The sequence below is a fragment of the Streptomyces liangshanensis genome, from assembly GCF_011694815.1.
Lineage (GTDB): Bacteria > Actinomycetota > Actinomycetes > Streptomycetales > Streptomycetaceae > Streptomyces > Streptomyces liangshanensis.
Genome location: NZ_CP050177.1, coordinates 6,592,211 through 6,613,534 on the forward strand (window position 1 = coordinate 6,592,211; position 21,324 = coordinate 6,613,534).

The window sequence follows — 21,324 nt, forward strand, 5'->3', positions numbered from 1 at the left end:
GCGGCCCCCGGGAGGCATCAGCCTCCCGGAGGCCGTCGTCCGTCCCGGTCGATCGGCCCACCGGGCTCGACCGCCCCGTCCTCCCGGCCGAAAAGCTGGATGAGCCACGACGAGAACGACCCCGTGACGGCCCCCAGCAGCGCCACCCCGCACGCCATCAGGACCACCGCGAACACCCGGCCCCACGGCGTCACCGGCGTCACGTCCCCGTACCCCACCGTCGTGATCGCCGACGCCGCCCACCACACCGAGTCGCCGAACGTACGGATCGTCGCGCCCGGCGCGCCCCGCTCCTGCTGGTAGACCGCGAGCGCGGTGGCGAAGCCCAACAGCACGGCGCTGAGACCCGCGTACGCCATGACCCTGCCGTACAGGCTGAGGCGCGGGCCGTGGTGGCGGCGCCGGACGGCGCTGTACGCGTTCACGATCCGCAGCGGCCGCAGCAGCGGCAGGGCCAGCACCACCGTGTCCAGCCAGTGCTTGCGCGGGAAGTGCCGGCCGAGGCCGCTGAGGGCCAGCCGCACCAGATAGTCGACGAGGAAGACCACCCAGGTCAGCAGGACACCCGCCAGGGCGAGGTCGCGCCAGCCCTGGCTGGTGTGCGGGGCCAGGACGAGGACCGCGTAGCAGCCGAGGAAGACCGCCGAGCCCACGAACAGGGGCAGTTCCATGCGGCGCTCCCAGCGGAGCAGGCGTTCGGGGCCGTTCCTGACGTGCATCGCCCCAGCATCGCGGGGGGTGGTCCGGCGGAGGCCCGGCGACACGCTTCCCACGTCCGAAGTCATATGCTGCACAGCATGACGAGTGAGCCGGAGCAGCAGATCGGTGTGGGGACCCCGGACGCGTTCCAGCGTCTGTGGACGCCCCATCGGATGGCGTACATCCAGGGCGAGAACAAGCCCACCGGGCCGGAGGCCGGCGACGGCTGTCCGTTCTGCGCGATCCCGTCGAAGTCGGACGAGGACGGGCTGATCATCGCGCGGGGTACCCGGGTGTACGCGGTGCTGAACCTGTATCCGTACAACGGCGGGCACCTGATGGTGGTGCCGTTCCGGCACGTCGCCGACTACACGGAGCTGGACGAGGCGGAGACGGCCGAGCTGGGGCTGTTCACCAAGCGGGCGATGACCGCGCTCCGCACGGCGTCCGGGGCGCACGGCTTCAACATCGGGATGAACCAGGGCTCGGTGGCCGGGGCGGGGATCGCCGCGCACCTGCATCAGCATGTGGTGCCGCGCTGGGGTGGCGACACCAACTTCATGCCGGTGGTCGGGCACACGAAGGTGCTGCCGCAGCTGTTGGCGGACACGCGGGCGATGCTCGCCGCCGCCTGGCCCGTACAGCCGTAGCGGATCGCCGCCCCGCCCCGCCCGCGAGGGCGGCCCGGGGCGGCGATCCGTGGCTCACGCGTCGTACACGTCGGCCTTCCGCGGGGTCGGGTCCTGTACGGCTCCGCCGAGCGTGGACGACCTGCTGCCGAAGCTCGTGGTGTCCACGCCGTGTTCGTCCAGGACCCGCATCGCCGCCGCGTGCGCCACGCGCAGGACGGGCGTCGCGGCGCGCATGGCGTCGTCGGCCATGAAGCGGTGGCGCCAGGGCTGGTCGGCCCAGGCGTGCCGCAGGCCGAAGGGCTCGGGGAGGCCGAGCTTGCCGCCGAGGTGGTCGAGCAGCGGCGGGTACCAGGTGAAGGGCGCGCGGGCCGCGAGGCGGACGGCTTCCTTCGGCTCGACCAGCGGCAGCGGCTTGTCGACGGTCTCCCAGAAGCGGACCGGTTTGGCGACGGTGACGCTCTTGGGGGAGGGCCCGGAGGTGAAGAGGGAGTGGACGGGGCCGAGCGCGTGGCCGGTGACCTCGATGCGCAGCGTCTGGTAGAGGACGGTGACGTTGATCATCATGGTGAGGACCAACTGGCCGTCCCACAGGGTGAACTGGACACCGAGGTTGTGGCGGTTGCCGCTGCCGAACTGCTGGTGGTTGCAGATCCGCTGTATCTCGTGGCTCTTGACCTGGTACGCGTCGATGTCCTGGCCCTCGGGGCGGCTCACCGAGCCGGCGCCCTCGCCGACCGGCGAGACGATCCAGTGCTTGACCGAAGGCGGCGGGAATCCACCGGAGTTGAGGGGGCCGCGCTCCAGCAGCTTCAACTGGTCGTGGATGGCCCGTATGACGTCGTAGCTGCGGAACTGGTGGATCTCCTTGGCGGGGTCCTTGGGGACGAGGTCCTCGGCGAGCTGCCAGCTGCCCCAGCGGGTGCCCATGCCCAGTATTCCCTTGGGGCCCGCGTAGAAGACGACGTTGGACCGCTGCTCGGCGGTGAGCTTCTCCAGGCCCTGGCGCAGCTGCTCGCGGCTCGCGTCGCCCGGGTTGCCCGGCACGGCCTCGGGGATCTTGGCGCCGATGCCGCCGCCGGCGAGGAGGGCGCTCCAGCGGGCGCGCAGGTCCTTCGCGGTGGCCTCGCAGACGCGTTTGGCCAGCCACCAGCCGACGACCGGGGCGACGATCATGCCGCGCAGGTACCACCCGAGGGGGCCGGCGAAGGGGAGGGCGATGAGGAAGATGACGGCGAGGACGCCGACGGCGATCAGGAGGGCGGAGCCCATGGCGCCGACGCGGCGGTCCTTCGCCCCGGCGAGGCTGCGGCGCAGCTGGAAGACGCCGAGCCAGAGCAGGGCGCCGGGGAGGAAGAGCAGGCCGAACAGGGCGGTGATGGCGGTGAGCTTCTTGTCCCTCTCCTTCCGTATCCCGTTCGCGGCGAGGCAGTGCTCGACCACGGTCTGGGACTCGGTGCCGAAGGACTGGATGAGGGCGCCGCGGCCGCCGCCGAGGGTCCTGAGCTGGACGGCGCGGGCGAACGCCTCGCCGAGATTGGGCTCCAGGAGCGAGAACCTGCCCTTGGTGACCTTGGACTTGTGCCATTCGTTGTCGGCCTTGAGGATCTCCTCGACCGGGCTGTCCCGGTAGGCCGCCGAGGCGAGGGCGTGCGTCGCCGCGGTCTGCCCGTCCGATCCCGTGAGCGGGACCTGCGCCCCCGGGCCGAAGTCGAATCCGTCACTCGCCACTGCCGCCCCCTTGCCGCACGGACCCGCTGCTGCGGCCTGTTCCTGAGTCAGAGCACCCGGCACACCTGCGGAGCTGGGCACCTCAGCGTAACGGCGGTACGTGGTCCACGTCAGGGGAGTTGGCGCTCTTTCGCCACCGGGGGCCGGATGTTGTCCGGCGCCCCGCGCGGGTGTGCGGCGGTGGCGCGTCGCGGGCGTGGCTACGATGGGCCAGCCGGTGGCCGTCGGGGCCGCGCGGCCCAACGACCGTCGGGAAGGCCATGCTGAACAAGTACGCGCGTGCATTCTTCACGCGTGTCCTCACGCCGTTCGCCGCGTTTCTGCTCCGCCGTGGAGTCAGTCCGGACGCGGTCACGCTCATCGGTACGGCCGGAGTGATGGCGGGTGCGCTGGTCTTCTTCCCTCGCGGGGAGTTCTTCTGGGGCACGATCGTCATCACGATCTTCGTCTTCTCCGATCTCGTCGACGGCAACATGGCGCGGCAGGCGGGTGTCTCCAGCCGCTGGGGCGCCTTCCTGGACTCGACGCTCGACCGGGTGGCGGACGGCGCGATCTTCGGGGGCTTCGCCCTCTGGTACGCGGGCGGTGGTGACGACAACGTGCTGTGTGCCGTGTCGATCTTCTGCCTCGCGAGTGGCCAGGTCGTCTCGTACACCAAGGCCCGGGGGGAGTCGATCGGCCTGCCGGTCGCCGTCAACGGGCTGGTGGAGCGGGCGGAGCGGCTGGTGATCTCGCTGGTCGCGGCGGGTCTGGCCGGATTCCACCGGACGTTCGGGGTGCCGGGGATCGAGATCCTGCTGCCGATCGCGCTGTGGATCGTCGCGGTGGGCTCGGCGGTGACGCTGGCGCAGCGGGTGGTGACCGTTCGGCGCGAGTCGGCGGAGGCGGACGCGGCCGCGGCGGCGGAGGCCGCCTCGGGCGCGGGGTCCGGCTCCGGGGGCTCCGGTTCGCAGGGGCGTGAGGCCGCCTCATGAGCGGGGTGCGCGACCGGGTCACGGACGGGTTGTACGGGCTGGGCTGGAGCACGGTCAAGACGCTCCCGGAGCCGGCGGCGGCGGCGCTCGGCCGGACGATCGCCGACACGGCGTGGAAGCGGCGCGGCAAGAGCGTGCTGCGGCTGGAGTCGAACCTGGCGCGGGTCGTGCCCGACGCCGGTCCTGAGCGGCTCGCCGCCCTGTCGAAGGCCGGGATGCGCTCGTACATGCGCTACTGGATGGAGTCGTTCCGGCTGCCCACCTGGAGCGCGGAGCGGGTGAGCGGGGGCTTCGACCCCAAGGACGTGCACCATCTGACGGACGGGCTGGCGTCGGGGCGGGGCGTGATACTGGCGCTGCCGCACCTGGCCAACTGGGACCTGGCGGGGGTCTGGGTGACGCGCGCGCTGGGGGTGCCGTTCACGACGGTCGCCGAGCGGCTGAAGCCCGAGACGCTGTACGACCGCTTTGTGGCGTACCGCGAGAGCCTGGGCATGGAGGTGCTGCCGCACACCGGCGGCTCCGCCTTCGGCACCCTGGCGCGGCGGCTGCGGGACGGCGGTCTGGTCTGCCTGGTCGCCGACCGTGACCTGTCGGCGTCGGGCGTCGAGGTCGACTTCTTCGGGGACACCGCCCGGATGCCGGCGGGGCCCGCGCTGCTGGCGCAGCAGACGGGGGCGCTGCTGCTGCCGGTGACGCTCTGGTACGACGACTCCCCGGTGATGCGGGGGCGGGTCCATCCGCCGGTCGAGGTCCCGGAGTCAGGTACGCGCGCCGAGAAGACGTCTGTCATGGCACAGGCGGTGGCGGACGTCTTCGCGGGCGGGATCGCCGAGCATCCGGAGGACTGGCACATGTTGCAGAGGCTGTGGGTCGCGGACCTCGAACCGTCGGGGGCGCCCGGTGCCGGGCCGGCCGGCGCCGCGGGGTCCGGCGACGCGTCGCGCGGGGGGCCGGCGTGAGGATCGGGGTCGTCTGCCCCTACTCGTGGGACGTGCCCGGCGGGGTCCAGTTCCACATCAGGGACCTGGCGGAGCATCTGATCCGGCTCGGGCACGAGGTGTCCGTCCTGGCGCCGGCGGACGACGAGACGCCGCTGCCGCCGTACGTGGTGTCGGCGGGGCGGGCGGTGCCCGTTCCGTACAACGGGTCGGTGGCCCGGCTGAACTTCGGGCTGCTGTCGGCGGCGCGGGTGCGGCGGTGGCTGCACGACGGGCACTTCGACGTGATCCACATCCACGAGCCGACGTCGCCGTCGCTGGGGCTGATCGCGTGCTGGGCGGCCCAGGGGCCGATCGTCGCGACGTTCCACACGTCGAACCCCCGGTCGCGGGCGATGCTGGCGGCGTACTCGATCCTCCAGTCGGCGCTGGAGAAGATCAGCGCGCGGATCGCGGTGAGCGAGTACGCGCGCCGGACGCTGGTGGAGCACCTGGGCGGGGACGCCGTGGTGATCCCGAACGGCGTGGACGTCGACTTCTTCGCCAAGGCCGAGGCCAATCCGGAGTGGCAGGGCGGCACGATCGGCTTCATCGGGCGCATCGACGAGCCGCGCAAGGGGCTGCCCGTGCTGATGCGGGCCCTGCCGAAGATCCTCGGCGCGTACCCGGAGACGCGGCTGCTGGTCGCCGGGCGGGGCGACGAGAAGGAGGCCGTGGAGTCCCTCCCGAAGGCGATGCGGTCGCGGGTGGAGTTCCTCGGGATGGTGAGCGACGAGGACAAGGCGCGGCTGCTGCGCAGTGTCGACCTGTACGTCGCGCCCAACACGGGCGGCGAGAGCTTCGGCATCATCCTGGTCGAGGCGCTGTCGGCGGGGGCGGCGGTGCTGGCGAGCGACCTGGACGCGTTCGCGCAGGTGCTGGACCAGGGGGCGGCGGGCGAGCTGTTCCGCAACGAGGACGCGGACGCCCTGGCGGCGTCGGCGGTCCGCCTCCTGGGCGACCCGGCCCGCCGCGACCGCCTCCGCGAACGCGGCAGCGCGCACGTGCGCCGCTTCGACTGGTCGACCGTGGGCGCGGACATCCTGGCGGTGTACGAGACGGTGACGGACGGCGCGGCCTCGGTGGCGACGGACGAACGGACGACGGGCCTGAGGGCAAGATTCGGCCTGGGCACCCCGAAGGACTGACGAGTCGAGCGAGACCAAGCCCGCGAAACCAAGCCCGTCCGGCGATTGAGGACACCGGGGCCCGGGGCAGCGCCCCGGTCTCGGGAAGGGGCGGGTAGGGGAACTGCGCCGCAGGCAACGCCCACCCCCACGCACCCGCACGCCCTCCTCACAGGGCCACCAGGCCAAGCCCCCGACCCCCCGCCCCACAGGGCCGGTAGCCTTGCCGCCCGTGACCCCAACCCTCGTATGGATCGCCGTCGCCGTCGTCGCGATCGGGCTCTACCTCAGCTGGACCGCCGGCCGCCTCGACCGCCTGCACGCGCGGATCGACGCCGCCCGCGCCGCCCTCGACGCCCAGCTCCTGCGCCGCGCCTCGGTCACCCAGGAGCTGGCCACCTCCGGCGTCCTCGATCCCGCCGCGTCCATCGTGCTGTACCAGGCGGCCCACGCGGCCCGGCAGGCCGAGGAGGAGCAACGTGAGGTCGCGGAGAGCGAGTTGAGCCAGGCGCTGCGCGCGGTGTTCGGCGAGACCGAGCAGGTCGAGGCGGTACGGGCCGCCCCGGGCGGCGAGGACGCCGCCGGCGAGCTCGCGGCGGCGGTGCGGCGCGTACCGATGGCGCGGCGGTTCCACAACGACGCGGTACGGGCCGCCCGCGCCCTGCGCCGCCACCGCAAGGTCCGCTGGTTCCGGCTGGCCGGGCACGCGCCGTTCCCCCTCGCCTTCGAGATGGACGACGAGCCCCCGGTGGCCCTGGCCGACCGCCCGGGCAGCGGCTGAGAAGGATCCACCGGCACCGCATTGGCTCTTGCTGTGGACCGCTCACCGGGCGTTTCCTCAAGGAGACGTCCGTCCACCGTTCCCGTTCCAGCCAGTGAGGTCGCTTCCGTGTCCACTTCTCCCCAGTCCCCCGAGACCGGTACCGCTCGCGTCAAGCGCGGCATGGCCGAGCAGCTCAAGGGCGGTGTGATCATGGATGTGGTCACGCCCGAGCAGGCCAAGATCGCCGAGGACGCCGGCGCGGTGGCCGTGATGGCGCTGGAGCGGGTTCCCGCCGACATCCGCAAGCACGGCGGCGTGGCGCGCATGTCCGACCCGGACATGATCGAGGGCATCATCGAGGCCGTCTCGATCCCGGTCATGGCCAAGTCCCGGATCGGCCACATCGTGGAGGCGCAGGTCCTCCAGTCCCTCGGCGTCGACTACATCGACGAGTCCGAGGTCCTGACCCCGGCCGACGAGGTCAACCACTCCGACAAGTGGGCCTTCACCACGCCCTTCGTCTGCGGCGCCACCAACCTGGGTGAGGCCCTGCGCCGGATCGCCGAGGGCGCGGCGATGATCCGCTCCAAGGGCGAGGCCGGTACCGGCAACGTCGTCGAGGCGGTCCGCCACCTGCGCCAGATCAAGAACGAGATCGCCAAGCTCCGCGGCTTCGACTCCAACGAGCTGTACGCCGCCGCGAAGGAGCTGCGCGCGCCGTACGAGATCGTCAAGGAGGTCGCCGCGCTCGGCAAGCTGCCCGTGGTCCTCTTCTCGGCGGGCGGGGTGGCCACCCCGGCGGACGCGGCGCTGATGCGTCAGCTGGGCGCCGAGGGCGTGTTCGTCGGTTCGGGCATCTTCAAGTCCGGCGACCCCGCCAAGCGGGCGGCCGCGATCGTGAAGGCGACCACCTTCTACGACGACCCGAAGATCATCGCGGACGCGTCCAGGAACCTGGGCGAGGCCATGGTCGGGATCAACATCGACACCCTCCCCGAGTCCGAGCACTACGCGAAGCGTGGCTGGTAAGCACCCATGAGCACTCCTGTGGCCCCGGTGGTCGGGGTACTCGCCCTCCAGGGCGACGTCAGGGAGCATCTGGCCGCCCTGGCCGCGGCGGGCGCCGCGGCCAGGACCGTGCGGCGCCCCGAGGAACTGGCCGGGGTCGAGGGCCTGGTGATCCCGGGCGGCGAGTCGACGACGATGTCCAAGCTGGCGGTGCTGTTCGGGATGCTGGAGCCGCTCCGGGAGCGGATCGCGGCCGGGATGCCCGTGTACGGCACGTGCGCCGGGATGATCCTGCTGGCCGACAAGATCCTGGACCCCCGGTCGGGGCAGGAGACGCTCGGCGGGATCGACATGATCGTGCGCAGGAACGCCTTCGGGCGGCAGAACGAGTCGTTCGAGGCGGCCGTGGACGTCACGGGGGTCGAGGGCGGCCCCGTGGAGGGTGTGTTCATCCGGGCGCCCTGGGTCGAGTCGGTCGGCGCCGAGGTCGAGGTGCTGGCGGAGTACGGGGGCCATGTGGTCGCCGTCCGGCAGGGCACGGCCCTCGCGACGTCGTTCCACCCCGAACTGACCGGCGACCACCGCCTGCACCGCTTCTTCTCCGACATGGTGCGCTCCGCACGGTGACGGTGGGCCGGTAGGATCGCTGCCGAACGGAGCAGGATGGGTTACGCGAAGGAGACAGGCAGATGTCCGGCCACTCTAAATGGGCTACGACGAAGCACAAGAAGGCCGTGATCGATGCCAAGCGCGGCAAGCTCTTCGCGAAGCTGATCAAGAACATCGAGGTCGCGGCCCGCAGTGGCGGCGCCGACATCGACGGCAACCCGACGCTGTTCGACGCCATCCAGAAGGCGAAGAAGAGCTCGGTGCCGAACAAGAACATCGACTCGGCGGTCAAGCGCGGCGCCGGCCTGGAGGCCGGTGGCGCCGACTACGAGACGATCATGTACGAGGGGTACGGCCCGAACGGGGTCGCGGTGCTCATCGAGTGCCTCACCGACAATCGCAACCGCGCGGCCTCCGACGTCCGGGTCGCCATGACCCGTAACGGCGGTTCGATGGCCGATCCCGGTTCCGTCTCGTACCTCTTCCACCGCAAGGGCGTGGTGATCGTCCCCAAGGGCGAGCTGGGCGAGGACGACGTCCTGGGTGCCGTGCTCGACGCGGGCGCCGAGGAGGTCAACGACCTGGGTGAGACCTTCGAGGTGCTCAGCGAGGCCACCGACCTGGTCGCGGTCCGTACGTCCCTCCAGGAAGCGGGCATCGACTACGACTCCGCCGACGCCAGCTTCGTCCCGACCATGCAGGTCGACCTGGACGAGGAGGGCGCGCGCAAGATCTTCAAGCTGATCGACGCGCTGGAGGAGAGCGACGACGTGCAGAACGTCTTCGCCAACTTCGACGTCTCGGACGAAGTGATGGAGAAGGTGGACGCCTGAGCGCCCGCCGCTGACACGGCTTCACCTGACGGACCGACGGGGCGACGCTCCGTCGGTCCGTCTCGTTGTCGGTGGTGACCGATACTGTGCTGACCAGCGAGGTCGAACGCGGACAACGGGTATGCGGGCACGGAGAGCGGGAGGGGGCGCGATGCGGGTGCTGGGGGTCGACCCGGGGCTGACCCGGTGCGGTATCGGCGTGGTCGAGGGCGTCGCGGGCCGTCCGCTGACGATGCTCGGTGTCGGGGTCGTGCGGACCCCGGCGGACGCCGAGATCGGGATGCGGCTGGTCGCCATCGAGCAGGGCATCGAAGCCTGGCTCGACGAGCACAAGCCCGAACTGGTCGCGGTGGAGCGGGTGTTCGCCCAGCACAACGTCCGCACGGTCATGGGTACGGCCCAGGCCAGCGCGGTCGCCATGCTCTGCGCCTCACGGCGCGGCATCCCCGTGGCGCTGCACACCCCCAGCGAGGTCAAGGCCGCCGTCACCGGCAGCGGCCGCGCCGACAAGGCCCAGGTCGGCGCGATGGTCACCCGGCTGCTGCGGCTGGCCGCCCCGCCCAAGCCGGCCGACGCGGCCGACGCCCTCGCGCTCGCCATCTGCCACATCTGGCGGGCCCCCGCCCTGAACCGCCTCCAGCAGGCCCACGCCGCGGCCCGCCCCTCCCGCATCCCCGCCACCGCACCCGTACGGAAGGTCCCCCGATGATCGCCTTCGTGAGCGGCCCGGTCGCCGCGCTCGCCCCGACCACCGCCGTCATCGAGGTCGGCGGCATCGGCATGGCCGTCCAGTGCACCCCCGGCACCCTCGCCAGGCTCCGGATCGGCGAGGACGCCAAGCTCGCCACGTCCCTGGTCGTCCGCGAGGACTCGCTCACGCTGTACGGCTTCGCGGACGACGACGAGCGCCAGGTGTTCGAGCTGCTCCAGACCGCCAGCGGCGTGGGCCCGCGCCTCGCCCAGGCCATGCTCGCCGTCCACAGCCCGGACACCCTGCGGATCGCGGTGGCCAACGGCGACGAGAAGACCCTGACGGCCGTCCCCGGCATCGGCAAGCGCGGCGCCCAGAAGCTGCTGCTGGAGCTCAAGGACCGGCTCGGCGCACCCGTCGGCCCCGCCCGCGCCCAGGGCGTCGGCGCCACGCTCCCCGCCTCCTGGAGCGACCAGCTGCACGCCGCGCTGCTCGGCCTCGGGTACGCCACCCGCGAGGCCGACGAGGCCGTCGCGCTCGTCACCCCGCAGGCCGAGGCCGCCGTCGCGGAAGGGCTGCAGCCACCCGTGCCGCAGCTGCTGCGCGCCGCGCTCCAGAGCCTGAACAGGACCCGCTGAGCGGCGCCGGGGCGGGTGCCCCGCGCGGAACGACCCCGCCGGGCCGGCCCGGCGGGACAGAGTGGACGCTGAGACCGAGTGAACGACGGTGAGACAGAGTGAGCATCGGCGGGACAGAGTGAACTGGGACGACACCGGCGCCGACACACGGACGCCCCACGACGAGGACGACAGGGACGACCGGCTCGTAGCCCCCTCCGCGGACGGGGAGGACCAGGCCGTCGAGGCGGCCCTGCGCCCCAAGTCGCTGGACGAGTTCGTGGGCCAGGAACGGGTCCGCGAGCAGCTCGACCTGGTGCTCAAGGCCGCGCTCGCCCGCGGCGCCACCGCCGACCACGTGCTGCTCTCCGGCGCGCCCGGCCTCGGCAAGACCACCCTCTCCATGATCATCGCGGCGGAGATGAACGCCCCGATCCGCATCACCTCGGGCCCCGCCATCCAGCACGCGGGCGACCTCGCCGCGATCCTCTCCTCCCTCCAGGAGGGCGAGGTCCTCTTCCTCGACGAGATCCACCGCATGTCCCGGCCCGCCGAGGAGATGCTCTACATGGCGATGGAGGACTTCCGGGTCGACGTCATCGTCGGCAAGGGCCCCGGCGCCACCGCCATCCCGCTGGAACTGCCACCGTTCACCCTCGTCGGCGCCACCACCCGGGCCGGGCTGCTGCCGCCCCCGCTGCGGGACCGGTTCGGCTTCACCGGCCACATGGAGTTCTACGAGAGCGCCGAGCTGGAGCGCGTCCTCCACCGTTCGGCCCAGCTCCTCGACCTGGAGATCGACGCGGAGGGCGCCGCCGAGATCGCCGGCCGCTCGCGCGGCACGCCCCGTATCGCCAACCGCCTGCTGCGCCGCGTGCGGGACTACGCCCAGGTCAAGGCCGACGGAGTGATCAACCGCGAGATCGCCCAGGTCGCCCTGGCGGTGTACGAGGTCGACGCCCGCGGTCTCGACCGCCTCGACCGGGCCGTCCTGCGGGCCCTCCTCAAGCTGTTCGGCGGCGGCCCCGTGGGCCTGTCGACCCTCGCGGTGGCCGTGGGGGAGGAGCGGGAGACGGTGGAGGAGGTCGCCGAGCCGTTCCTCGTCCGGGAAGGCCTGCTGGCCCGTACGCCCCGGGGCCGCGTCGCCACCCCCGCGGCCTGGGCGCACCTCGGGCTCGTACCGCCGCAGCAGGCCCCGGGCACAGCGGGACAACAAGGTTTGTTCGGGGCGTGAGGCGCAGCACGCTCGACCGGGACGGAACCAGGGTGCGATGCTGGGCGTTGTTCCAACGACGCGGACTCGCTTAGACTCCGCCGATGCCGCCCTTCCAGGTCGGCATGCCCACCCCCGTATATGAGGCCGTTCTCCAGCGCGGTCGTGCGAAGGAAGTTCCCTCCCGTGAGTCCAGTGACCCTTCTCCCCTTCATCGTGCTCATCGGGGCCATGTTCCTGATGACCCGGTCCGCCAAGAAGAAGCAGCAGGCCGCCGCGCAGATGCGCAGCGACATGCAGCCCGGCACCGGCGTCCGGACGATCGGCGGCATGTACGCCACGGTGAAGGAGGTGCACGAGGACATGGTCGTTCTCGAGGTCGCTCCCGGCGTCCACGCCGTGTACGCCAAGAACGCCATCGGCGCTGTGCTGGACGACGACGAGTACAACCGGATCGTGCACGGCGACGACCTGACGTCCGACGACACCGTCGTTCCCGACGACGCGTCGTCGCTCATCGACGGCGACGCCGACGAGTCCGTCGCCAAGATCGACCTGGGCAAGCGTCCCGAGGCCGACGACACCGACGCGGCCGAGGCCGACAAGGAGGAGCCCGCGCCGGCCGACGCCGTCAAGGCGGCCGACGCGAAGGACGGCAAGGCCGACGGCGAAGCGGACGCGAAGTAGTCGGTCCGTGACCGAGGGCCGCTCCGCGGTCCTCTTCGGCGTGCGTTCCGTGCTGTGTTCTGCGGGGGCAGGTCCCCACATCACTTCGTGGCCGCCCCGGCGCACACCCGGCGCGGGGCGGTTGGACAGGGAGAAACGAGAAGGTGGCAGCACCTAATAAGGGCCGAAGGCAGGCAGGGTCCCCAGGCAGGCCGGGGCGCACCCTGGCCCTGTTCCTGATTGCCATGGTCGCCCTCACCGGCGGCATGTTCTGGTCCGGTCATGTCACGCCACGCCTGGGGATCGACCTCGCGGGCGGCACGAGCATCACGCTCCAGGCGAAGAACACGCCGGGCAAGCCGAACGCGATCAACAAGACCAACATGGACACCGCGGTCAACATCATCGACCGCCGCGTCAATGGTCTGGGTGTCTCCGAGGCCGAGGTTCAGACCCAGGGTGACAAGAACATCATTGTCAACATCCCCAAGGGTACGAACAGCAAGCAGGCCCAGGACCAGGTCGGTACGACGGCCCAGCTCTTCTTCCGGCCGGTGCTGACCTACGCGCCCGGTACGCCCACGGCACCGGAGCCCGCGCCGAGCACCTCACCGAGCGGCTCCGCGAAGCCCTCGGCGAGCGGCAAGCCCCAGGCGGACAGCTCGGCGTCCTCGAAGCCCAGCCCGTCCAGCACCACCCAGGGCCGCGCGGTCACGGACGCCCTCAAGAAGGCGCCGACCCCCACGCCCACCCCGGGTGCCAGTGACGCGCCCGCCGGCTCGGCGACCCCCGACCCGTCGGCCACGACACCCCCGCCGCCCCCGGACCCGGCCACCGCCGCCCTGGAGAAGAAGTTCACGGCGCTCGACTGCCGCGACGAGGCGTCCCGTACGACGGTCAACCAGAGCAGCGGTCCCAAGGACACGATCGTCGCCTGCGGCCAGGACACCACCGGCAAGAACTGGGACAAGTACATCCTCGGCCCGGCCGAGCTGGACGGCACCGACGTCTCCAAGGCGAAGGGCGTGCTCGACCAGCAGCGCGGCATGTGGATCGTCCAGATGGACTTCACCAGCGGCGGTACGAAGAAGTTCCAGGCCATCACCGGGAAGCTCTCGCAGCAGCAGCCCCCGATGAACCAGTTCGCGATCGTGCTCGACGGCAACGTCGTCTCGGCGCCCTCGGTGGCCCAGACCCTCGGCGCCAGCGCCGAGATCTCCGGCAGCTTCGACCAGGCGTCCGCGCAGAACCTGGGCAACATCCTGTCCTTCGGCGCGCTCCCGCTGTCGTTCGACGTGGCGAGCACCACCACGGTCACCGCCGCGCTCGGCGGTGAGCAGCTGCACGCCGGCCTCATCGCCGGTGCCATCGGCCTGGCCCTGGTCATCATCTACCTGGTGGCCTACTACCGAGGCCTGTCGCTGATCGCGATCCTCAGCCTCGGTGCCTCCGCGATCATGACGTACACGATCATGTCGCTCCTCGGCCCGGGCATCGGCTTCGCCCTGAACCTCCCCGCGGTGTGTGGTGCGATCGTTGCGATCGGTATCACCGCGGACTCGTTCATCGTGTACTTCGAGAGAGTCCGTGACGAGATCCGGGAGGGCCGCACGCTGCGTCCCGCCGTCGAGCGCGCCTGGCCGCGCGCCCGGCGCACCATCCTGGTCTCCGACTTCGTGTCGTTCCTCGCCGCCGCCGTGCTGTTCGTCGTCACGGTCGGCAAGGTCCAGGGCTTCGCGTTCACCCTCGGTCTGACCACCGTCCTCGACGTGGTCGTGGTGTTCTTCTTCACCAAGCCCGTGATGACGCTCATGGCCCGCAAGAAGTTCTTCTCCGAGGGACACAGCTGGTCCGGCCTGGACCCGAAGCGGCTCGGTGCCAAGCCGCCGCTGCGCCGTTCGCGACCCAACCTCCTGGAAGAAGACCCGCCCGAGCCACCGCAGCGCCGCTCCCGCGTGAGCGCCGCCCCGACCGACTCAAAGGAGGCGTGAGATGTCGCGACTCGGCGCACTCGGCGCCCGGCTGTACCGCGGTGAGGTCGGTTACGACTTCATCGGCAAGCGGAAGGTCTGGTACGGGCTCTCGATCCTGATCACCATCACGGCCATCCTCGGCCTGGCGGTGCAGGGCCTCAACATGGGCATCGAGTTCAAGGGCGGTGCCGTCTTCACCACCCCGAAGACGAGCATCTCCGTCGCCCAGGCCCAGACGGACGCCCAGGCGGCGGCCGGACACGACGCGATCGTCCAGAAGCTCGGCAACGGGACCCTCCGGATCCAGGTCACCGAGCTGAGCCAGGCGCAGGCCGACAAGGTCAAGACGCAGCTCGCGAAGGACCTGAGCGTCGACGAGAACAAGATCGCCGCCGACATCGTCGGTCCCAGCTGGGGCGAGACGATCGCCAACAAGGCCTGGACGGGCCTGGCGGTCTTCATGGTGCTGGTGGTGATCTATCTCGCCATCGCCTTCGAGTGGCGGATGGCCGTCGCCGCCCTCATCGCCCTGATCCACGACCTCACCATCACCGTCGGGGTCTACGCCCTGGTGGGCTTCGAGGTCACGCCGGGCACCGTGATCGGTCTGCTGACCATCCTCGGTTACTCCCTGTACGACACCGTGGTCGTCTTCGACAGCCTCAAGGAGGGGTCGAAGGGCATCACCAAGCAGACGCGCTGGTACTACAGCGAGGTCGCCAACCGGTCCATCAACGGGACCCTGGTCCGCTCCATCAACACCACCGTGGTCGCGCTGCTCCCGGTCGCCGGCCTGCTCTTCATCGGTGGCGGGGTCCTGGGCGCCGGCATGCTGAACGACATCTCGCTCTCGCTGTTCGTCGGCCTCGCCGCCGGCGCGTACTCCTCGATCTTCATCGCCACGCCGCTCGTCGCCGACCTCAAGGAACGCGACCCGCAGATGAAGGCCCTGAAGAAGCGGGTGCTCGCCAAGCGCGCCGCGGCCGCCGCCAAGGGCGAGCCGGCCGAGGGTGCCGAGGACACGGACGTGCGGTACGACGACGAGGCGGAGGACGTCCCCGGTGGGGTCGCGACCGCCGCCGCCGTCGCCGGGCCGCGCGGCGCACGGGGCGGCCGCGGCCGCCCCTCGGGACGGCGTCGATGACCGACGCCAGTACCCGGGACCTGCTCCTCAGCCGGATCCGTGATGTCGCCGACCACCCGAAGCCCGGGATCGTCTTCAAGGACATCACCCCGCTGCTGGCGGACCCGAAGGCGTTCACGGCGCTGACGGACGCGCTCGCCGACCTGTGCGGCGCGTACGGCGCGACGAAGGTCGTCGGACTGGAGGCCCGCGGGTTCATCCTGGCCGCGCCGGTCGCGGTCCGGGCGGGCCTTGGCTTCATCCCCGTACGCAAGGCGGGCAAGCTCCCGGGCGCGACCCTGTCGCAGTCCTACGAGCTGGAGTACGGCACCGCCGAGATGGAGGTCCACGCCGAGGACCTGGGGGAGGGGGACCGCGTCATCGTCATCGACGACGTCCTCGCCACCGGTGGCACGGCCGAGGCCTCCGTGGAGCTGGTCCGGCGGGCCGGCGCCGAGGTCGTCGGGGTGGCGGTCCTGCTGGAGCTGGGCTTCCTGGACGGCCGGGCCCGGCTGGAGCCGGTCCTGCGCGGCGCCCCGCTGGAGGCACTGCTCACGTTCTGAGCGCCGCACGGATCCACCGCACGGAACACGCACGAAACGCACACGGACGGGCACCCGGGAACAAGCGGGTGCCCGTCCCGCGTTTCGTAAACCCTTCGGTCCCGGGGCGAGAGGGGCGCCCGAGGTCGATACCATGGAGCTTCCGGCCCTGTCCGGGGGTCCCGGATCCGCACGAGGAGCGCTCTTGCCAGAAGAGGCACAGCCACTGGCCGCCGCGACGCCCGAGCAGCACGCCGCCCAGGCCGCGGCGCGCCCGGTCGCGCCCCAGGACAAGGCGGCGGCCGACACCCCCGCGCGGAAGGCGGCGGACGCCGGCCGCCCCGCGCCGGGCACTCCCGCGCCCGTGGAGCCGGCGGCCGCGAAGCCCGCGCCCGAGCTGCCGCCCACCCCGGTCACCGCCCCCAAGCCGGCGCCCGCGACCCCGCCCCGCACCGGCGGGTCCTCCAACCGGGTACGGGCCAGGCTCGCCCGGCTGGGCGTGCAGCGCTCGTCCACGTACAACCCGGTCCTGGAGCCGCTGCTGCGGACCGTGCGCGGCAACGACCCGAAGATCGAGACCGCCACGCTCCGCCAGATCGAGAACGCCTACCAGGTCGCCGAGCGCTGGCACCGCGGCCAGAAGCGCAAGAGCGGCGACCCGTACATCACGCACCCCCTCGCCGTGACGACGATCCTCGCCGAGCTGGGCATGGACCCCGCCACCCTGATGGCCGGCCTGCTCCACGACACGGTCGAGGACACCGAGTACGGCCTGGACACCCTGCGCCGTGACTTCGGCGACCAGGTCGCGCTGCTGGTGGACGGCGTGACCAAGCTGGACCGCGTCAAGTTCGGCGAGGCCGCGCAGGCCGAGACCGTACGCAAGATGGTCGTCGCCATGGCCAAGGACCCGCGCGTCCTGGTCATCAAGCTCGCCGACCGGCTGCACAACATGCGCACCATGCGGTACCTCAAGCGGGAGAAGCAGGAGAAGAAGGCCCGCGAGACGCTGGAGATCTACGCGCCGCTCGCCCACCGCCTGGGCATGAACACCATCAAGTGGGAGCTGGAGGACCTCGCCTTCGCGATCCTCTACCCCAAGATGTACGACGAGATCGTGCGGCTCGTCGCCGAGCGCGCCCCCAAGCGGGACGAGTACCTCGCCATAGTGACCGACGAGGTGCAGTCGGACCTGCGGGCGGCCCGGATCAAGGCCACCGTCACCGGTCGGCCGAAGCACTACTACAGCGTCTACCAGAAGATGATCGTCCGCGGCCGTGACTTCGCGGAGATCTACGACCTGGTCGGCATCCGTGTCCTCGTCGACACCGTCCGTGACTGCTACGCGGCGCTCGGCACCGTTCACGCCCGGTGGAACCCGGTTCCCGGACGGTTCAAGGACTACATCGCGATGCCCAAGTTCAACATGTACCAGTCGCTGCACACGACGGTCATCGGCCCCAACGGCAAGCCCGTCGAGCTCCAGATCCGTACGTTCGACATGCACCGCCGCGCCGAGTACGGCATCGCCGCGCACTGGAAGTACAAGCAGGAGGCCGTCGCGGGCGCCTCCAAGGTCCGCACGGACGTGCCCCGGTCCACCAGCAAGGTCGGCGGCCAGGACACCGTCAACGACATGGCGTGGCTGCGCCAGCTCCTGGACTGGCAGAAGGAGACCGAGGACCCCAGCGAGTTCCTCGAGTCCCTGCGCTTCGACCTGTCGCGCAACGAGGTCTTCGTCTTCACGCCCAAGGGCGACGTCATAGCGCTGCCGGCCGGGGCCACCCCCGTCGACTTCGCGTACGCCGTCCACACGGAGGTCGGGCACCGCACCATAGGGGCGCGGGTCAACGGGCGGCTCGTACCGCTCGAATCGACCCTCGACAACGGTGACCTGGTCGAGGTCTTCACCTCCAAGGCCGCCGGCGCGGGCCCGTCCCGCGACTGGTTGGGCTTCGTCAAGTCGCCGCGGGCCAGGAACAAGATCCGCGGCTGGTTCTCCAAGGAGCGCCGCGACGAGGCCATCGAGCAGGGCAAGGACGCCATCGCCAAGGCGATGCGCAAGCAGAACCTGCCGATCCAGCGGATCCTCACCGGCGACTCGCTGGTCACCCTCGCGCACGAGATGCGCTACCCCGACATCTCGTCGCTGTACGCGGCGATCGGCGAGGGCCATGTGACGGCGCAGAGCGTCGTCCAGAAGCTCGTGCAGGCGCTCGGCGGCGAGGAGGCGGCCAACGAGGACATCGCCGAGACGGCCCCGCCGTCGCACGGCCGCGGCAAGCGCCGCTCCAGCGCCGACCCCGGTGTGGTCGTCAAGGGCGTGGACGACGTCTGGGTGAAGCTTGCCCGCTGCTGTACGCCGGTCCCGGGCGACCCGATCATCGGGTTCGTCACCCGGGGCGCGGGTGTCTCGGTGCACCGCGCGGACTGCGTCAACGTGGACTCGCTCTCGCAACAGCCCGAAAGGATGCTCGAGGTCGAGTGGGCGCCGACCCAGTCCTCGGTGTTCCTGGTCGCCATCCAGGTCGAGGCGCTGGACCGGTCGCGGCTGCTGTCGGACGTCACCCGCGTCCTGTCCGACCAGCACGTCAACATCCTGTCCGCGGCGGTCCAGACGTCCCGCGACCGGGTGGCCACCTCGCGCTTCACCTTCGAGATGGGCGACCCCAAGCACCTCGGGCACGTCCTGAAGGCGGTACGGGGCGTGGAGGGCGTGTACGACGTGTACCGCGTGACGTCGGCCCGCAGGCCGTAGTCCGCAGGAGAACCCGGGCGTCCGCTGGAGGACCCGCCCCTACGAAGAGGCTCCCCGGACGCGATGTCCGGGGAGCCTCTTCGTATGCCGATGTCATCCGGCGCGCTGTGTTGTCAGCCGCCGAACTCCTGGAGGCCCTTGAGCGCCTGGTCCAGCAGCGCCTGCCGGCCCTCCAGCTCCTTGCCGAGCTTGTCCGCCCTGGCGTTGTTGCCCGCGGCGCGCGCCGTGTCGATCTGCCCGCGCAGCTTGTCGACGGCGGCCTGGAGCTGACCCGTCAGACCCGCGGCACGCGCGCGTGCCTCCGGGTTCGTACGGCGCCACTCGTTCTCCTCGGACTCCTGGAGAGCCCGCTCCACCGCCTGCATCCGCCCCTCGACCCTCGGCCGGGCGTCGCGCGGCACGTGCCCCACGGCCTCCCAGCGCTCGTTGAGGGCGCGGAAAGCGGCCCTGGCGGTCTTGAGATCCTTCACCGGGACCAGGCGTTCGGCCTCGGTGGCGAGCTCCTCCTTGACCTTCAGGTTCTCGGTCTGCTCCGCGTCGCGCTCGGCGAAGACCTCACCGCGCGCCGCGAAGAAGACGTCCTGGGCGCCGCGGAAACGGTTCCACAGGTCGTCCTCGGCCTCGCGCTGGGCGCGGCCCGCCGCCTTCCAGTCCGTCATCAGCTCGCGGTAGCGCGCGGCCGTGTCGCCCCACTCGGTGGAGCGGGACAGCGCCTCCGCCTCGGCGACCAGCTTCTCCTTCGCCTTCCGGGCGTCCTCGCGCTGCGCGTCGAGGGCCGCGAAGTGCGCCTTGCGGCGCTTGGAGAACGCCGAGCGCGCGTGCGAGAAGCGGTGCCACAGCTCGTCGTCGGACTTCCGGTCGAGCCTGGGCAGGCCCTTCCAGATGTCCACGAGCGCCCGCAGCCGCTCGCCGGCCGACCGCCACTGGTCGCTCTGCGCCAGCTCCTCGGCCTCCGTGACGAGCGCCTCCTTGGCCACCTTGGCCTCGTCGGTCTGCTTCGCCCGCTGTACCTTGCGCTCCTCGCGGCGCGTGTCGACCGTCGCGACCAGGGCGTCGAGCCGCTTGCGCAGCGCGTCCAGGTCGCCGACCGAGTGGTGCTCGTCCACCTGGCCGCGCAGATGGTCGATGGCCGCCGTCGCGTCCTTCGCGGACAGGTCGGTGGTCTTCACCCGCCGTTCGAGGAGGCCGATCTCGACAACCAGGCCCTCGTACTTGCGCTCGAAATAGGCCAGGGCCTCATCCGGCGAGCCTGCCTGCCAGGATCCGACGACCTGTTCGCCGTCGGCCGTACGCACGTACACGGTGCCGGTCTCGTCGACACGGCCCCACGGGTCGCTGCTCACAGCGCCTCCTCCACCTGATGCCTGCGGGGGAGTTCGCCCCCGGGCATCGTCCACAGTTTCCTGGGACGGGCTCGCGCCCGTCCTCCACCCCGCCAATCTAGGCGACCGGCAGGCCGGCTGTCCGCACTCCGCACGGCCGAATTCAGAGGGTCACAGCTTGTCGACCGTGGCCTTCTGGACGGTGACGGCCTTCTTCGGGGCGCCGTCGCCCGTGGCGCCCTCGACACCCGCCTTGGCCACGGTGTCGACGATCTTCAGGCTCGCCGGGTCCAGGGTGCCGAACGGGGTGTAGGTGGGGGGCAGTTTGGTGTCCTTGTACACCAGGAAGAACTGGCTGCCCCCGGTGTGCGGCTGGCCGGTATTGGCCATCGCGACCGTCCCGGCCTTGTACGTCACCGAACCGTCGGCGGCCGGCTTGCCCAGGGACTTGAGGTTCTCGTCCGGGATCGTGTAGCCGGGGCCGCCCGTGCCGTCGCCCTTGGGGTCGCCGCACTGGAGCACGAAGATGCCCTGTGTGGTCAGGCGGTGGCACTTCGTGTTGTCGAAGTACTTCTTGTCCGCCAGGGACTTGAACGAGTTCACCGTGCTCGGCGTCTTCGCGGCGTCCATCGCGACGGCGATCTCCCCCACGTTCGTCTTGAGCGACATCACGTACTTGGCCGTCTTGTCGATCGTGATCTTCGGCTCGGGGGAGGCGGCCTCGGTCGGCTCGGGCGACGCGGGGGGAGTGGTCGCCGGGGCCGCGGTGTCGCTCTTGGAGTCGTTGTCGTCGTTCGACAGGCCTCCCACGGCCCACGCGGCGCCGCCGGCGGCCACCACGACGGCCAGCACGGACGCGATGATGACATTGCGCCGCTTGGCCTTCTGACGGGCCTCCACCCTGCGCTGCTGCTGCCGCTCGAACTTCTCCCGGGCGAGCTGCCGCCGCCGCTGATCGGTCCCTGCCACCGGGTCTTCTCCTCGTTCGTCGTGATGCTGGGTCGTGGTGCTGGGTGACGCTGTGTGGATCTCGTGCCGCTCAGGGCGCCTGGCCCTGGCCCCGTAC

Annotated in this window: 20 protein-coding genes; 16 read left to right on the plus strand and 4 right to left on the minus strand. The window is 71.3% G+C overall.

Annotated elements, in window-relative coordinates; all coding sequences use genetic code 11:
* Window positions 1-17 precede the first annotated feature (17 nt).
* Window positions 18-719 (minus strand): potassium channel family protein, encoded by a 702-nt coding sequence (locus HA039_RS28615; protein ID WP_167034219.1) that lies wholly within the window; start codon window positions 717-719, stop codon window positions 18-20.
* A gap of 66 nt (window positions 720-785) precedes the next feature.
* On the opposite strand from HA039_RS28615, the gene HA039_RS28620 reads away from it, so the two are divergent.
* The gene (locus tag HA039_RS28620) at window positions 786-1,349 is read left to right on the plus strand and encodes an HIT family protein (RefSeq protein WP_167034220.1); all 564 of its coding nucleotides are present in this window, start codon (window positions 786-788) and stop codon (window positions 1,347-1,349) included.
* Window positions 1,350-1,403: 54 nt separating this feature from the next.
* Here the strand turns inward: HA039_RS28620 and HA039_RS28625 are convergent, their stop codons facing one another.
* Window positions 1,404-3,059, minus strand: coding sequence for a hypothetical protein (locus HA039_RS28625; protein WP_167034221.1), 1,656 nt, complete (start codon window positions 3,057-3,059; stop codon window positions 1,404-1,406).
* A 260-nt stretch (window positions 3,060-3,319) separates the two neighbouring features.
* Here HA039_RS28625 and pgsA point away from each other — a divergent pair, with 260 nt between their 5' ends.
* The 15 genes from pgsA to HA039_RS28700 all read left to right on the plus strand — a co-directional run bounded on the left by pgsA (window position 3,320) and on the right by HA039_RS28700 (window position 18,936).
* Window positions 3,320-4,033: a phosphatidylinositol phosphate synthase gene (gene pgsA / locus HA039_RS28630; protein WP_167034222.1), complete on the plus strand. Its 714-nt coding sequence runs from the start codon at window positions 3,320-3,322 to the stop codon at window positions 4,031-4,033.
* Window positions 4,030-4,995, plus strand: a complete 966-nt coding sequence (locus tag HA039_RS28635) for a phosphatidylinositol mannoside acyltransferase (protein WP_167034223.1) — start codon at window positions 4,030-4,032, stop codon at window positions 4,993-4,995. Before pgsA ends, HA039_RS28635 begins: the two co-directional genes overlap by 4 nt.
* Entirely contained in the window at window positions 4,992-6,161 is a 1,170-nt protein-coding gene (locus tag HA039_RS28640) for a glycosyltransferase family 4 protein (protein ID WP_167034224.1), read from the plus strand. Before HA039_RS28635 ends, HA039_RS28640 begins: the two co-directional genes overlap by 4 nt.
* A gap of 211 nt (window positions 6,162-6,372) precedes the next feature.
* Window positions 6,373-6,921 carry a LemA family protein gene (locus HA039_RS28645; RefSeq protein ID WP_167034225.1) on the plus strand — a complete coding sequence of 183 codons (549 nt, stop codon included), beginning with the start codon at window positions 6,373-6,375 and terminating at the stop codon, window positions 6,919-6,921.
* 108 nt (window positions 6,922-7,029) lie between these two features.
* On the plus strand, window positions 7,030-7,932 hold the full coding sequence (gene pdxS, locus HA039_RS28650; RefSeq protein WP_167034226.1) for a pyridoxal 5'-phosphate synthase lyase subunit PdxS: 903 nt from the start codon (window positions 7,030-7,032) through the stop codon (window positions 7,930-7,932).
* A 6-nt stretch (window positions 7,933-7,938) separates the two neighbouring features.
* A complete protein-coding gene (gene pdxT / locus HA039_RS28655; protein ID WP_167034227.1) occupies window positions 7,939-8,538 on the plus strand; it encodes a pyridoxal 5'-phosphate synthase glutaminase subunit PdxT in 600 nt (199 codons plus the stop codon).
* 62 nt (window positions 8,539-8,600) lie between these two features.
* The gene (locus HA039_RS28660; RefSeq protein ID WP_167034228.1) at window positions 8,601-9,353 is read left to right on the plus strand and encodes a YebC/PmpR family DNA-binding transcriptional regulator; all 753 of its coding nucleotides are present in this window, start codon (window positions 8,601-8,603) and stop codon (window positions 9,351-9,353) included.
* Window positions 9,354-9,504: 151 nt separating this feature from the next.
* The gene (gene ruvC / locus HA039_RS28665; RefSeq protein WP_167034229.1) at window positions 9,505-10,062 is read left to right on the plus strand and encodes a crossover junction endodeoxyribonuclease RuvC; all 558 of its coding nucleotides are present in this window, start codon (window positions 9,505-9,507) and stop codon (window positions 10,060-10,062) included.
* The gene (gene ruvA / locus HA039_RS28670) at window positions 10,059-10,682 is read left to right on the plus strand and encodes a Holliday junction branch migration protein RuvA (protein WP_167034230.1); all 624 of its coding nucleotides are present in this window, start codon (window positions 10,059-10,061) and stop codon (window positions 10,680-10,682) included. The genes ruvC and ruvA overlap by 4 nt, the downstream gene beginning before the upstream one ends.
* Window positions 10,683-10,800: 118 nt before the next feature.
* Window positions 10,801-11,895 carry a Holliday junction branch migration DNA helicase RuvB gene (gene ruvB / locus HA039_RS28675; protein ID WP_167034231.1) on the plus strand — a complete coding sequence of 365 codons (1,095 nt, stop codon included), beginning with the start codon at window positions 10,801-10,803 and terminating at the stop codon, window positions 11,893-11,895.
* 165 nt (window positions 11,896-12,060) lie between these two features.
* Window positions 12,061-12,561, plus strand: a complete 501-nt coding sequence (gene yajC, locus HA039_RS28680) for a preprotein translocase subunit YajC (RefSeq protein ID WP_167034232.1) — start codon at window positions 12,061-12,063, stop codon at window positions 12,559-12,561.
* Window positions 12,562-12,704: 143 nt separating this feature from the next.
* Window positions 12,705-14,531, plus strand: a complete 1,827-nt coding sequence (gene secD / locus HA039_RS28685; protein ID WP_167034233.1) for a protein translocase subunit SecD — start codon at window positions 12,705-12,707, stop codon at window positions 14,529-14,531.
* Between the two features lies 1 nt (window position 14,532).
* Window positions 14,533-15,657 (plus strand): protein translocase subunit SecF, encoded by a 1,125-nt coding sequence (secF, locus tag HA039_RS28690; RefSeq protein ID WP_167034234.1) that lies wholly within the window; start codon window positions 14,533-14,535, stop codon window positions 15,655-15,657.
* On the plus strand, window positions 15,654-16,199 hold the full coding sequence (locus HA039_RS28695) for an adenine phosphoribosyltransferase (protein ID WP_167034235.1): 546 nt from the start codon (window positions 15,654-15,656) through the stop codon (window positions 16,197-16,199). Before secF ends, HA039_RS28695 begins: the two co-directional genes overlap by 4 nt.
* A 184-nt stretch (window positions 16,200-16,383) precedes the next feature.
* Complete coding sequence (locus tag HA039_RS28700; RefSeq protein WP_167034236.1) at window positions 16,384-18,936, plus strand: RelA/SpoT family protein; 2,553 nt, start codon at window positions 16,384-16,386, stop codon at window positions 18,934-18,936.
* A 113-nt stretch (window positions 18,937-19,049) separates the two neighbouring features.
* Here the strand turns inward: HA039_RS28700 and HA039_RS28705 are convergent, their stop codons facing one another.
* Together HA039_RS28705 and HA039_RS28710 are read right to left on the minus strand one after the other, a co-directional pair.
* Window positions 19,050-20,279: a DUF349 domain-containing protein gene (locus HA039_RS28705; RefSeq protein WP_167034237.1), complete on the minus strand. Its 1,230-nt coding sequence runs from the start codon at window positions 20,277-20,279 to the stop codon at window positions 19,050-19,052.
* 150 nt (window positions 20,280-20,429) lie between these two features.
* The gene (locus HA039_RS28710) at window positions 20,430-21,227 is read right to left on the minus strand and encodes a peptidylprolyl isomerase (RefSeq protein WP_167034238.1); all 798 of its coding nucleotides are present in this window, start codon (window positions 21,225-21,227) and stop codon (window positions 20,430-20,432) included.
* Between the last annotated feature and the right edge of the window lie 97 nt (window positions 21,228-21,324).